Origin of the sequence: Robertmurraya sp. DFI.2.37 (assembly GCF_029211245.1) — a bacterium.
Taxonomy (GTDB): domain Bacteria; phylum Bacillota; class Bacilli; order Bacillales; family Cytobacillaceae; genus Robertmurraya; species Robertmurraya methanolica_A.
Genome location: NZ_JARGEJ010000011.1, coordinates 1 through 13,829, shown reverse-complemented (window position 1 = coordinate 13,829; position 13,829 = coordinate 1). Strand labels below are relative to the sequence as shown.

Sequence of the window (13,829 nt, the reverse complement as noted above, 5' to 3'; positions counted from 1 at the left end):
CCGTGGGGGAGTGAGGGGCATGTCGCTCACTCCCTCTGGGCTAATTTTGCGCTCTTTACACTGGTAAGCTTTTAGCTGCAGTTGGAAGCGTAATGGTGAATGTTGTGCCAATTCCCTCTGTACTATCCATTTCAATCATACCACCGTAGTTCTCGATGATTTGGTAACAAACCATTAGACCGATTCCTGTTCCCTTTTCCTTCGTTGTATAAAAAGGTTCACCGATCTTATCAAGAAGCTCCTTAGGGATACCGCAGCCTTGATCCATCACTTGAATTTGAATGGACTCTTTTATTTCCATAACATGAAGAACGATATTTCCCCCGTTTTCCATCGCATCAATGGCGTTTTTGATCAAATTGATGAACACCTGCTTGATTTTTGTGTCTTCACAGCAGACATACAGTTCTCGATTCGTACATTCGAGCAGCAATTCAATATTTTTCATATTAGCCTCGGATGTAAGTAGTAGCTTGACCTCTTCAATAATTTGCACAATATTATGGCTTTTGCGATTTTCAGAATGCGGCTTTGCTAGCGTTAATAATTCACTTGAGATTTGCTCAATTCGAGAAAGTTCATCTTCAATAATGGTGTAGTATAGCTCTTTTCCTTCCCCAGAATCTTTTAGCATACGAAAAAAGCCTTTAACAGAAGTCAATGGATTCCGCAATTCGTGAGCAATGCTAGCCGCAAGTTCCCCAGCAATATTCATTTTTTCAGAGCGAATTAAGAGACTTTCATTTTCCTTTTCCTTCGTAATGTCAACAAATGCATGAAGGATGGCAGGCTTTCTCTTGAACAATATCGTAATCGATTTTACTAAATAAAAATTCTTTTTTCCGTTTATATGTATAAATTGGTGTTCTTGGATTTCACTTCTTGAAGGTTTCGTAAACTTACATTGGTACTCTTCAAAAAAATCTTTAAAAGGGGTTTCTTTAATAAAATGATGGTTATGAATATATAATTTTTCCGCTGCAATTTCGTTATAAAAGAGAATATGAGTACGATTTCGAATAATAATAGGGATTGGAAGTTCATTAATAATCGTGCGGAGCTTTCTTTCGTTTTCTTTCATTGCTTCATTTTTTACTTTTATTGAATGGTTTTCGAAAGCCAAGTGTGTATTTTTTTTCTGCAACAGCTTCATTTGTTCTTCAATTTTTTGAATTCTTTCTACCTCTGCAAGCGAAAGGGACTGATGATTCTTTTTAAGATAGAATGGGGATACTTGCTGCTCATCATCGGTCATGAAATGTGTATGTGTTTTTAAAAGTTCATTTTGTACATAGGCTGGAGTAGAGATCCCGTTATAAGAACAAACAGAAATGACTCTATTTTCGTTAATAAAATCGTCGCAGGAACACTCATAAGTGATTAAGTGTTGCAGTGGATCCTCTAATGGGAAAGGAACCTGCCCCCAAGTTCGGATACGCTGGCCTTTGTCTAAAAATGGCTTAATCAGCTTCATTAGTTTGGCGGCGGCTCCATTGTGGTTAAAGGAAGTGCCTTCTAAATAAAACTCGTAGCTATTAACGTATATAATCGAATTGAGCCGCTGATCATCGATACCCATCGCAGCTAGCTTTTTTCGAATAATTCTAATGGTTTTTTTCGCTTTCCATGAAAAAAATGACGGCTTCCTTTTGGATGCCCTCATAAATATAGTGGACGGCATTCCCAATATATTTATCTTCTTCTGTGAACATATACAAAATATGTCCACCTTTATCTTCTAGAGTTGGATGCTTCAATAGTTGACTAATCGAATAAAAATCAGCCATACAGCTTCTCCTTTCTTATGGTGGGATACTTGTCCCACCTAAATGATGAGTGGGGTAGTTTTTTGATACAATATCCTCTGTAAAAAAGGAAACAACTTCATCATGAATAAGGGCTGCTTTGATGAACGACCGAATCATTTCATCTAAAGTGCGCATCATTTGCACAGTGACAAACCATTCGACCGTAATCAGGCTCAGCTGTTTAGCTAAGTAATCATATGATTGAAGAAGAAGTATACATATCCATCTCATATATTATTAAAAACATGCAAGACTATTAAGTAGTTGTATGATAATTCTAACAATTTTATTTATAATGATTATATTTTACCCACATTATATAAAAAGTATAGTCTATAACGACTAGCAAGTAAATTGATAAATGTGTTATGGGGAATAACGACCTAGTTAAAAATTGAAAGGAAAACAGCTTGAGGAAAAAGGCAATATGCAGCGCTTCATATTGCCTTTTAATGGAGTTTATTTTTCTTTTCGCACCTCCTCGAGCAGTTTTGTCCGAGCCCCCTTCCGCCATGCTTTAACCGCAGAGATGGATACGTTCTCAATTTCTGCAATCTTCTTAATAGATAGATCGGCAAGTATGGTGTAAAGAACCCACTTTTTTTGATTGGTAGTTAAATTTTGGCAATATGCGAGAATGCTTTCCTTTTCTAATGGAGTACATAATGAATGATCCTCGAGCATATTCCAATAATCTTCATCAGGTACGACGTAATGATTTTCATGCTTATGATGTTTGGTTAGCTCTGTAAGAATGCGACCGCGAATATAGGAGTAAGCAAAGCTGCTAAAGCTCCCTTTCTTAAAATCATAACGTTCACTTGCTTGCCAAAGGGCGATGAGCCCAGTTTGATAAAACTCTTCTTGGTTTTTGTATATATGCAGTGAATGGATCACTTGCCAAATCATCGCCCCGTATTGCTTCTCTAATTCTGCAAAGTCCTTCAATGTTTTTCCCTTTCAGGAAAGTGCACGATCCTTTGTATTCCTAGGTAACCTAAACATAACGAGTACATCGGTGAAGGTCTAATTCGATAAATTCCTTTATGTGGAAATGAAGAAAGAGGTGCTATAGTGGATCAAAAATCTTTTAACAAATAAGAGAAAAAATAGGGGCTGCGTTTTAAAAAATGGTGTTTTGTGCAAAAAAAAGAAAAACCCCTACTAGTAAGGGGAGGTTACTGTCCAAAGAGATTAGACAAAAAGGAGAGAAATTTTGTCCAAAATCCGGTATTTTCATCGTCTTCAGCTTTTTCTTCAGTCAAGGTTTGTGCTTCATGCCCTGCAACAACTTGAATCATTTCGTCACCAAAATAATCCTTCACTTGTTGAGCTGCTTCTTCATTAAAAGGTAAGATCCCGATTTCTACTTTATGATTGATAATATCGGTAGAGGTATGGGATACAGAGAACCTTTCATCTTGAAAAACCTTATCGCCAAAGATTGCTTTATCAACTTCGCTCTGTTTTAACAATAATTCGTCTTCTGTATAAGGGACCAATCTAAAGGAAACCTCATCGGGATCATTGGCAAGAGCTTTAATCTCTTCTTTTACTTCAGGAGAAATCTCTTCTGTAAAAGAAAGGACGACTTTACCAGATGGGTTCTCTTCCCGATCAATATGGAGACTTGCGAATGTATCAGGAACGTGTTCATCTATATAAGCCTGAATTTTTGAAATCGTTTCGGTATGGTTTCGATCGTCTCCTGTTTCTTTCTCGTCGAGTCGTATTTCTTCAAGTGGGCTTTCCGAATCGGCTGCTGCACTATTTATATTTAACATTAGCCCAACTGCCGCAATCAGGGAAGCACCTCGTACCAAATTCCGTTTCAACGTCACTACCTCCTTTCTTACCCTTATAGACGAAGAGAAAAACACAAGGTTACAAGAATGTTAAATTCGACAAAAAATCAAAAATGAGGAGTTAATACTAGATTATTTGTGATAAAATGTAGAAAAAAGGAAGGAAGGGGAGTCATACATTTAATGAAAAAAATAGTTCTCACGATCCTACTATTTCTTTTACTCCTACCGCTTACTGAAATTCAATCTCAAGCGGCAACTTTTAAAGATGTGGGAACCACATATCGGGCGGCGAAAGAAATCAATTATTTAGCAGAAGGCAAGATCGCAAATGGAGATCTGTCTGGTAGATTTAATGTAGACGGAATTGTCACCAGAGCAGAAGCCGCTGCTATGGTTGGTCGCGCGCTCAATGTCGATGGTAATAAAAGAAATACGCAATTCAAAGACGTAGGCAGCCAAAACTTTGCGTCTGGGTACATACAATCAATGGCAAACCAAAATATCCTCTCAGGTTACAGTGATGGTACGTTTAGACCGAATGCCAATGTAACAAGAGGAGAAATGGCAATTCTTATTAGCAAAGCTTTCGGCTTTGAATATGGGGGAACTCGTTCTGGAGCGGCTAATGCCCTTCTGCAACGTGGAATTGCCCAAGGGCTTCAAGACGGTACTTTTGGATTTGATCAGCAGATTAAGAGAGCGGATTTTGCTGTTTTCTTAGCGAGAACGATCAATTATAAATTAAGAGTGAGTCCGTCAGTAGACTTCAAGTTTTCTGCAACTGTAACAGCTTCAAGCTTAAATGTCCGCTCAGGCCCATCTACGAATTATGCAAGAACAGGAACGCTTCAGCAAGGCGCGAAAATCGAAGTGGCCTACAATGTTGGACCGTGGTTGTATTTCCGTTCTGGTTCATTAGAAGGCTTCGTTCATCAGGATTATGTAAGTGGCTCAAACCTGCCTGCACCACCGCAAGACCAAAGTCCAATTGCTCAACAAGTCATTGTCATTGACCCGGGTCATGGTGGTAGTGATTCAGGTGCTGTTGGTTTTGGCCTAAGGGAAAAGGATGTTGTTCTTGATACATCGCTTAAGCTTAAGACATTATTAGCGAAAACACCTTTTCAAGTTAAGCTAACTCGTGAAACAGATGTTTTCGTGGAGTTGAAAGATAGAGTTGCTTTTGCAAAGAGGGCAAATGCTGATATTTTCGTTAGTATTCATGCCAATGCATTTACTAATGAATCTGCCAATGGTACAGAAACCTATTATTATGCTGCCGCACAAAATACTAGATCGGAAGATAGTAAGCTGCTGGCAACAAAGATTCAAAGTAGAATGCTAGATGCATGGAAGCTGAATAATAGAGGCGTTAAACATGGAAACTACCATGTGCTTCGTGAAAATACGATGCCTGCAGTGCTTGTGGAGCTTGGGTTTATCACGAATAAATCCGATAATGAAAAATTAGCCTCTGCAACATGGAGGCAGCGAGCAGCAGAAGCGATTTACTTAGGAATTTTAGATTATTATAAAGAAAAGGGCTATAACGTCAATTCCTATTATAATTTCTAAAATAAAAAATGAGTCCAGTTATTAAACGGACTCATTTTTTCTATCAAGATGCCAAATAGGTCTCATCTCGCTGGGATGATAAATGAATAGCTGATTATAATCACATCGTTTAAAACGATTTTTCTTTGCTCAAGAACGAGGCGCAGAAACGGAAAAGAACCTTTATTACGAAGAAAACAGGGAAACGGTAAAGTCTATCGAGAAAATGGAGGGTATACAAAGTGAAAAAGATGCATTTTTTATGGCTTGTCATCATGATGTCATTTTCTCTATTCGTAGCTCCTATCGAAATGAATGCAGAAGCTCAAGAGCCATTGGAGGATTCATCAAGATATGTGGTCATTTTTAATGGCGAACATGATTTTGCCGATATTGAAGAATCAGGGGTTAAACTGATAAGGGAATATGAAAATATTCACGGGGCAACCATTGAGTTAGAAAATTCAAAGTTAGAGTCGCTAAAGGATAACAAAGCTGTTGAAATTATTGAGAAGGAAAGTGTTGTGGAGATTAATGCCCAAGTAACACCATACGCTTTTACAAATCTTAATATGACAAATAAATATCCTAATGATCTAACAGGAAAAGGAATCAAGGTAGCCGTTATTGATTCAGGAGTAGCGACACACCCGGACTTAAAGATTAAAGCGGGAGTCTGTGTTTTAGACAGTTCGGATTGTTATAATTCATACCATGACAATAACGGTCATGGTACACATGTAGCTGGAATTATTGCAGCGCTTGATAATGATATTGGAACAGTAGGAGTAGCTCCCGGAGTGGAAATTTATGCCGTAAAGGCGCTTGATCGGAAGGGGGAAGGTACATTAACGACAATTATGGCTGGAATAGATTGGGCAATTAGTCAAAAAGTCGACATCATTAACTTAAGTCTTTCCACACCAAATCTCAATCCAGCGATGAAGACGCTGCTCGATCAAGCCTATAAAAATGGAATACTAGTTATTGCAGCTACAGGAAATGAAGGCACAGCTAGTGGTGACACCGACACGGTGCAATATCCAGCAAGATTTGACAGTGTTATTGCCGTTTCAGCGGTAAATAAGAACAATGTGCGCTTGCCGACTTCTGGAACCGGAGACAGCGTTGAACTTGCTGCGCCTGGGGATGCTGTTTATAGCACAGTTCCAGGTGGATATATGTATATGTCAGGTACCTCAATGGCAGCACCATATGTTTCCGGACTTGCCGCATTGTATATGGAGAAATACCCCCATCTATCTAATGTGGAAATAAGGGAATTGTTACGGGAAAATGCACTTGATCTGGGGACTCCAGGACGAGATCGATTCTATGGATACGGGCTGGCGCAAGTTGATTCCGCACATCTTTTGCCAGAACCAGTAATAGGCTCTGATGGTTCCGTTAAGCTAGACCTTAAAGATTTTTTGAGCAAGTATCCGTCTTACAATTTATATCGCTTTGATCAGTTAATTGTCTCAAACTCTTCTAATCCTACTGTTTATGATTATGGGGTACAAGGGGATGTAGAATATACAGTTTACCCTGTTGAAGATGGAATGGAACAAACGAGTAAAAAGTATAAGGCAGAGGTTACATTGACGGCCCCACACTTTAAAGATTTAACAAATTCTCTTTGGTATAGCAGACATATGATCTACTTAAATTCTCAATCGATTCTATTGGGGCTTGGGGATCAGCTCATGGGTCCAACTCAACAGGTTACAAGAGCGCAGGCAGTGGCCATGATGGGCAGAGCACTAGAACTTAATAAGACGCAGCGAAAAACAAGATTTTCAGACGTAGGGAAAAATAATTTTGCATCAGGATATATTGAGTCAGCGGCAGAGCAAGGGTATCTCTCTGGTTTCCCAGATGGCACCTTTAGACCAGACCAGCCTGTAACAAGAGCGGAAATGGCGATTCTCCTTTCGAAAGGATTTGGTCTCGCGAACTCTCATAATACAAGCTTTTCTGATGTAAATGGGAATGTGACTGGTGCACAAGAAATAGCTAATATTGCCGGTTCAGGGATAACATTAGGCTATCCGGATGGCACCTTTAGACCGTATGAGTATATGACTCGCGCTACTTTTTCTGTTTTTCTAGCAAGAGCGGAAAACGATTTTTTTCGATGAATTGAACGATACATTTGCAGCCTTAACTAAAAATAAAGACGAAACCTAGAGAATAAGAGGTCCTAATTATGTGTTAGGCACCTCTTATTTTTTTGTTTTAAACTGGGACGCTTTTCTTTTTTCTTAAATGCATCTCAAGAACTAGTATTAAATGGTATATTTTTCACTTGTTAACATATTTTGGTTATTTATCATGTGTATGTAAGGACTTCTAATGAAGTGGAGACGTTTAGTCATTGATGACTAATAGGTCGAAATGTATGAAGAAGATTAATAGACTTCTCTCCTTCGCTAGGTGCCTTTTCAATGGGAAAAAGCTGTGAGGTGAAATATAATGAAGGTATTAGATGCCGCAGAATTGCACGCGGGCGTCGAAGAGACGCTCAAGGGGCTAAGTCAGCTCAACGTGCAATTGGAGGCGATTGAAAAAAACATCAAAGCTTTAATCGCTTTGGAAGACAGCTTCAAAGGGGATGGGGGCCATTCGATTCGCTCCTTTTACGAGGAAGCCCACCTGCCACTCTTGCGGTTTTGGCAAGACACGTTAGCGCAATATGAAACCGCCCTGAAGCAACTCATCTCCACCTTGCGAGGCTTTGAACCGTCACCGCAGGGCTTCATCCGCCAAAGTTTTCTCGAGCACGATGTCGAACAAGGCTTAAAGCAAGCCGAAACGATCACAAGAGAGCTAACGGCAGAAGGCAACAGCATTATGGATTCGGTCAGCGATATCGTCGCCTTGCCAAGACTGAACGACAGCGCCTTTGTCCAGCAGGTGAAAACGGCGGAACAGCATGAACAAGAAACGATCGAACGACTTCACGAATTCGACCGTCACGGCTCGTACAGCTTGGAAGCAACCAGCCAAGACTTACATACATTACATCGCACGATCCAAGAAATCAGCACCCTCTTCGAAAGAAGAGAACTCGTTTTATCGCAATACCGTCCAAGTCAACTGGCGCTAAAACTAAGCATATTGCCCATCCCGAATCTCGAGCGATTCCTGTCCTACAGCCTTTCTTCCGTTCAAACTAACTTGGAAGAACAAGGACTAACGACTAATCCAGCCGCAACGGCTAACGACTCTGTACAGGACACGGAATCAAATTGGAGAGGCTGGCTATCGGGTGGATTAGATTTCATTCCCGGCATTTCCAACATTAAATCGGGAATCGAGGCGCTAACAGGCAAAGACTTTATTACGGGCAGAGACATTGGTAATCTCGAGCGAGGCGTCCTCTTAGCTGCCATCTTTGGCGGTCCGATCGCCAAAGGCGGAGTCAAAGTATTCAAATGGGGCGGCAAGCAGCTCGATAAGATCAAGCATGTCCTCAACCCAGATAAAGTGATGGAAACGGGTAAAGCCGTTCTGGCCAAAGTGAAACAAGGCTTTAACAGCCTTCGCAACACCGCCGCAGGACTGATGAAGAAAATTGCCGACACGCCGCTCCCAACCCCGCAATTCGCGATGGCCGGCGGCACCAAAATGCCACAAGCCACCATCGGCGATGCTGTCAATAGTGCCAAGAACTCCGTCATGAAGTTTGCGCAAAAGGTGAAGGATGGGGTTGGGAAGGGTGCGGGTAAAAGTAATCTAAAAGTCCAATTTACAAAGGAGCAACTTGCCACTAAACCATCATATTCTCCTGCACCGGATAAATGGACAAAGAAAGGTGGTACAGTGAAAATCGTTGAAGATGGTACTTGGGTATATACAAATAAGAAGGGGCAGACTGTAAGGTATCCTGATGGATATCCAGACTTCACTGAATATGCACACCCAACTGTTAAGCCGGTAGAAATTGAAATTGCAAGTCCAACGAATCGTCCAATGGATTATAAAAGCGCAAATAAAAAGGCGGGATTGAACAAAGACTCTGACCCACCAGTTGCTTCATTAAATGAAGCTCCTGAAGGTTATACTTGGCATCATCATCAAGATGGAAAAACAATGATCCTTGTTGATAAAAAAGTTCATAGAGAATTTACTCATGCAGGTGGAGTAAGTATTGTTAATGGAAATTAGTTAGGAGGATATATATGGTGAAAATTTATGATTCACATGATAATCTTTCATTAGAACAAATAGAAACATTTGAAAATGAAAATAATATTAAACTAACTGAACAATATATTAACTTTTTACTAAAATGGAATGGGGGAAAAGTGATACCTAATACATTTATGATATCAACTGAGCAAGGACCAAGTGTTTTGAATGTTTTTTATGGAATTGGCGATATGTATGATAATTTGACAGATTTTATCGAGATAATGGATGAGAGGTTACCAGTAGGATTTATTCCAATAGGAGATGATCCTTCGGGAAATGTTATATGTTTAGGGACAAAGGACCCTTATTACGACAAGATTTATTTTTGGGATCATGAACAAGAACCGGAAGACCCTAATGATATGAGTAACATGTATTTTTTAGCAAACGGTATTGATGAATTTTTAGATAATTTATACGAAGATACTGAAGAATAAAAAGAACTATTAACCATGAAGAACATTATACAGCGAATTATAAAGCACTTGATTGCCTTATTAGGCAACAGGTGTTTTTGTTTTTTTGTTAAGAGTTTTAATTTTGGACGACATTGAACAATGCTTTACTGAATTTCATAGTTCACAGCCTTCGCAACACCGCTGCAGGACTGATGAAGAAAATCGCCGACACGCCGCTTCCAACCCCGCAATTCGTGATGGCCGGCGGCGCCAAAATGCCACAAGCCACCATCGGCGATGCCGTCAACAGTGCCAAAAACTCCGTCATGAACTTTGCGCAGAAGGTGAAGGATGGGGTTGGGAAGGGTGCGGGTAATAAGATAGATTCAGATACAATAAAAAAATATATTAGAGATATAGAAGGACGAACAGGCAGAGAGTTACCTAAAAAACAAATAGAGAAGTTGAAGGAAGCTTTAAGAAATAAAGAATATAAAAAAATGTCTCCAATAGAAACAGCTAAGCATAGAGCAGAATTTGATAAAGTAAAAAATAAAATAAAGTAATCAAAGAGTGGGAAGAAAATACTGGACAAAAGTGGCCTGAGTACAATGAAAATGTTGTTTCAAAAAAAACAGATAAAATAATTAGGAAAAAAGGAGATAAGTATGATGCTCATCATATAATTGAGAATACATTTGGAGGAGAACATGAATGGTGGAATGTGCATCCTGCAAAATTCCCAAATGAGCATCAAGCTGGTATTTATGGAACAGGTTCACCAGCAAACACACTATTTAAAGGAGGTAAAAAATAATGGGATACGAATCTATGAAGGCAAATCAAGAAAATAGTTTTTATCCAGTAACTGAAAATGAAATAAAAGAGGTTGAAAAGGAACTCAATTTAAAATTTCCTAAGGAGTTAGTTAACTTTTATATAGAGGTTGGCTACGGGTTTATTAAAGGTTCAGAGTTTAATATAAATCGTATTATGGATCCTTATTCCGTAAGAGATTTTCGATTAAGAGATAATGATTTTGAGTTTTATCCTGACATAGAAATCTATGATGAATTTGAAAATAACAAACTAATATTTTTTGAAGGTAGTGAATCAGCTTTAATGTCAATTGAATTGAATGAAAAGAATAGCAGTCCGGTTTACTATTATGATATTCAAATTGCGGATTCTCTTGAAGAATTTTTAAGAAAAATAGAAAAAAATGACAAATACTACTTGGAGTTACTAGTTGATTAAAAAACATAATAATACGCATACCTTGATTAGCTAAATGCTTTTCAAGGTTTCTTTTATGTTGGTGGGGCTACCCAGTGACGAATAGTTCATTTTGTATACGGAGAATATGAGTGACTCCTGTAAGCCCTAGATTATGTTTCTACAATTTATATAGTACGTACACACATTAAAAACGTATGCCCTATTTACTATTTATTTTGTTAAATAAATAATCACAATTACCATCATTTTTATTTTCCTACAACTTATCTTCGCTTTCTCTCTTATCTTTTAAATTTTTCGCAACTTTGACGTACAAAAAACCGATTACTTTATTGAGAGAGGATATTCCACCTTGATTAACTCCTGAATGTTGATGTCTAACACTTTGCATACTGTATCTAATGTTGAGAGGTGAACTCTGTCCACATTGACTGAACAAAGATGGCTGATTGTATTGAACTCCACTCCACGGGCAAATGGGAGACAAGTAAGGAAAAAGGAGCGGATTCAAATGCAGATTTGGAATTTGCAGCGCAAGGCGGAATGAAAATGCATGGGGAGTAGGCTTGCAAGTAAAGTTGACCAATAAGCTGATTATGGAGGACAAATTATGAAGATCAGACTTAAGACTTAAAATAAATTACATCATTAGGTCATTATGGAAAAATTAGGTTTTGGGATATAATGGATGTATCTGTTGTTTTCTCAAGAAGGAGGTAATGAAGAGATTAATAAAAAGAGGTTACACGTTTACTTTGTTCGAAAAAGATTTAAGACAATAGGTGGTGTCTAACTGGTGAAAAAAGCGCTGGGGTATATGATGGTGATAGCTGCGTTATTATTAAGTGGATGTAATATGAGCGGTGATGATGAGTCAGAAGTAGCGGACGATTTAGAAGCAAATATTCAAACGATTGCAAAGGCACAAAAAATAGAAAAAGAGGATAACGGTAAGGTATTAAAGACTTATACGGAAAAAGATGAAATCGAAACGTTCATAACGCAACAAAATTTAGAAAAGTGGGAGAGTGTAACGGCTTTACCAAAAGGTGCAAAAAAACAATATGAATATGTTTTCATGCAATCAAAGACAATCAAATTGGGTGAAAAAAAAGACAATCCTTCGCCATTACAGGAGGTTGCTCGGCTTATCACATACAAAGATATTCCATATGTTTCTCTTCAAGTGTCTTTTATTGATTTATATTTTCAAGTGCCCGATGAAGTTGCAGCCTATTTGAATTTAAACTAGTCCTGATAAGGTACAGCAAAGAAGGTCATTCAATGATTAATGTGAGTAAGAACCCCTGAAGTTCAATCCAGGGGTATCACTTTCATATAGATTGGCATCGTCAATCTTTCTCCCTAATGTAAGGCTAATTTTTTAGAACGATATTTTTTGAAATAGGAACAAATGCTACGATTAACCAGATGATATTGGTTAGAAAGAGTAGTCCACAGCAAATCATACTTCCTAACAAGGTGGGCTCCGTTGAAATGTCCTTTCCAAAATGGTCAATAGCAACGATAAAAAGAGTAATCCCTATACTAATCAATAAACCAATAAGACATAATACAGCCATTATGTATTTAATAAATTCATTCCCTAAAAAATAAATCATTAAAGGGATTACGTATAAAACAAGAACGAGTCCAACGGCTAACCACATTCCAATCGAGTTGAATTGGTTAGAGTTTTTCCCTAAATTAGCTAGTGGAGAAAGAGATATGACTATGATCATACTACAGAATAGGAAACAGGAAATGATAGTCACAATAAACACACACTTTTGCGGTTCACTTTTATTCATGTTTATCCTCGCTTTTTAAGAATGAGCATTATGTCAAAAGGACTTTGGCTAAAGTGCCGTTATTATAGGAGCGGTCATTTTAGCCTGTTGCCTTATAAACGATAAGAAAAGTAAAGAGGAAATGGGGATTTAAAGTTCATCGTCCCATATTCTTTGTGAAAAAAACAATAGGTATAAAGTGAAGAACCTATGTAAATACTTCACATAGGTTCTTCACAATAGGGCTGCCTAACAAATGAATGCACTAATGGTGCTATATTTTTTACAGTTGATACTTAGAGAAGAACCTGCACGTAATTCAATTTCTTTTTTAGCTTTCATGGATTGAAGCGATAAAACCTTATACATATATTTCACCTCCTTTCAAGTTAGTTCCTTTGCTAACATTTTTGTTATAAGAAGGAAATACTTTTGCGACCTCTGGAATAGGCAGCCATGAAAAACCCAAATCACCTATTTCACTAAGGGCAAGAAGCATTCCAGAGGAACCGGAGAAAATATCACCAGAAAGTCGATAAGTAAAGTCTCCTGGAATAAAATATTGATTGTTTTTTTCAAGCACGTATAAATTGATAGTTGTTAGAGCCTTATTTATATAAGAGCTATCATGTATGAATCCAAATTCTTTATCGAGAGCATTTGCACAAATGATTAGACCGGCCAAGCCACGGAATAAACCAGGACTATAGAAACAACGAGATACCGCAGTGTTTCCGATTCCTAGAAGCTCTTCCTGCCATTTTTCATCCTTAAGTAAATTCCGTAATTCAATTAAAGCTAGTCCAACTCCAGCGCTGCCCCCAGATAAATATGGAACAAATCTAGAATTTTCATCTTTTACTTGATACAAGCCAGATTCTTCAAGCATACATTGGTCAGTATCTTTCTTTAAAAGATAAGAAAGTATAAAAATTTAAGGTCTACCGCAGTCATTAGGGCTGTGGTATTTTTTATTTATGGACAGAAATATTCTAAAAGAGATCTTTTTTGATCATCATCAACATTGGGAAGCCT

General features: G+C 38.2%; 15 protein-coding genes and 1 pseudogene. 7 read left to right on the top strand and 9 right to left on the bottom strand.

Features of this window, described 5'->3' with window-relative positions; all coding sequences use genetic code 11:
• Positions 1-55: 55 nt before the first annotated feature.
• The 5 genes from PZE06_RS08175 to PZE06_RS08155 all read right to left on the bottom strand — a co-directional run bounded on the left by PZE06_RS08175 (position 56) and on the right by PZE06_RS08155 (position 3,643).
• Positions 56-1,579, bottom strand: a complete 1,524-nt coding sequence (locus PZE06_RS08175) for an ATP-binding protein (protein WP_191963142.1) — start codon at positions 1,577-1,579, stop codon at positions 56-58.
• A 25-nt stretch (positions 1,580-1,604) separates the two neighbouring features.
• Positions 1,605-1,787, bottom strand: a complete 183-nt coding sequence (locus tag PZE06_RS08170) for a hypothetical protein (RefSeq protein WP_150914248.1) — start codon at positions 1,785-1,787, stop codon at positions 1,605-1,607.
• Positions 1,788-1,802: 15 nt separating this feature from the next.
• Positions 1,803-2,039, bottom strand: a complete 237-nt coding sequence (locus tag PZE06_RS08165) for a hypothetical protein (protein WP_150914246.1) — start codon at positions 2,037-2,039, stop codon at positions 1,803-1,805.
• 228 nt (positions 2,040-2,267) lie between these two features.
• Positions 2,268-2,756, bottom strand: coding sequence for a sigma-70 family RNA polymerase sigma factor (locus PZE06_RS08160; RefSeq protein ID WP_150914244.1), 489 nt, complete (start codon positions 2,754-2,756; stop codon positions 2,268-2,270).
• 230 nt (positions 2,757-2,986) lie between these two features.
• Positions 2,987-3,643, bottom strand: a complete 657-nt coding sequence (locus tag PZE06_RS08155; RefSeq protein ID WP_150914242.1) for a hypothetical protein — start codon at positions 3,641-3,643, stop codon at positions 2,987-2,989.
• 153 nt (positions 3,644-3,796) lie between these two features.
• Between PZE06_RS08155 and PZE06_RS08150 the strand changes: the two genes are divergently transcribed.
• From PZE06_RS08150 to PZE06_RS08125, 6 genes and pseudogenes are all read left to right on the top strand, one after another.
• Entirely contained in the window at positions 3,797-5,191 is a 1,395-nt protein-coding gene (locus tag PZE06_RS08150; RefSeq protein WP_150914240.1) for an N-acetylmuramoyl-L-alanine amidase, read from the top strand.
• Positions 5,192-5,421: 230 nt separating this feature from the next.
• Positions 5,422-7,311 carry a S8 family peptidase gene (locus PZE06_RS08145; protein ID WP_225310595.1) on the top strand — a complete coding sequence of 630 codons (1,890 nt, stop codon included), beginning with the start codon at positions 5,422-5,424 and terminating at the stop codon, positions 7,309-7,311.
• Positions 7,312-7,645: 334 nt separating this feature from the next.
• Positions 7,646-9,340 (top strand): T7SS effector LXG polymorphic toxin, encoded by a 1,695-nt coding sequence (locus PZE06_RS08140; protein ID WP_150914236.1) that lies wholly within the window; start codon positions 7,646-7,648, stop codon positions 9,338-9,340.
• Between the two features lie 14 nt (positions 9,341-9,354).
• Positions 9,355-9,804, top strand: coding sequence for an SMI1/KNR4 family protein (locus PZE06_RS08135; RefSeq protein WP_150914234.1), 450 nt, complete (start codon positions 9,355-9,357; stop codon positions 9,802-9,804).
• 326 nt (positions 9,805-10,130) lie between these two features.
• A pseudogene (locus tag PZE06_RS08130) lies at positions 10,131-10,582 on the top strand (LXG family T7SS effector ribonuclease toxin YxiD); the annotation flags it as partial.
• Positions 10,582-11,022, top strand: coding sequence for an SMI1/KNR4 family protein (locus tag PZE06_RS08125; RefSeq protein WP_150914232.1), 441 nt, complete (start codon positions 10,582-10,584; stop codon positions 11,020-11,022). The pseudogene PZE06_RS08130 and the gene PZE06_RS08125, both read left to right, overlap by 1 nt.
• A 306-nt stretch (positions 11,023-11,328) precedes the next feature.
• Here the strand turns inward: PZE06_RS08125 and PZE06_RS08120 are convergent, their stop codons facing one another.
• Positions 11,329-11,469 carry a helix-turn-helix domain-containing protein gene (locus PZE06_RS08120; RefSeq protein ID WP_225310594.1) on the bottom strand — a complete coding sequence of 47 codons (141 nt, stop codon included), beginning with the start codon at positions 11,467-11,469 and terminating at the stop codon, positions 11,329-11,331.
• A gap of 331 nt (positions 11,470-11,800) precedes the next feature.
• Between PZE06_RS08120 and PZE06_RS08115 the strand changes: the two genes are divergently transcribed.
• Positions 11,801-12,256, top strand: coding sequence for a hypothetical protein (locus tag PZE06_RS08115; protein ID WP_150914230.1), 456 nt, complete (start codon positions 11,801-11,803; stop codon positions 12,254-12,256).
• A gap of 124 nt (positions 12,257-12,380) precedes the next feature.
• Here PZE06_RS08115 and PZE06_RS08110 read toward each other — a convergent pair whose 3' ends face one another.
• From PZE06_RS08110 to PZE06_RS08105, 3 genes are all read right to left on the bottom strand, one after another.
• Positions 12,381-12,815, bottom strand: coding sequence for a DUF5391 family protein (locus tag PZE06_RS08110; RefSeq protein WP_150914228.1), 435 nt, complete (start codon positions 12,813-12,815; stop codon positions 12,381-12,383).
• Between the two features lie 228 nt (positions 12,816-13,043).
• Positions 13,044-13,163: a class III lanthipeptide gene (locus PZE06_RS30080; protein WP_151025744.1), complete on the bottom strand. Its 120-nt coding sequence runs from the start codon at positions 13,161-13,163 to the stop codon at positions 13,044-13,046.
• Complete coding sequence (locus tag PZE06_RS08105) at positions 13,156-13,683, bottom strand: lanthionine synthetase C family protein (protein ID WP_150914226.1); 528 nt, start codon at positions 13,681-13,683, stop codon at positions 13,156-13,158. Before PZE06_RS08105 ends, PZE06_RS30080 begins: the two co-directional genes overlap by 8 nt.
• Positions 13,684-13,829: the final 146 nt, after the last annotated feature.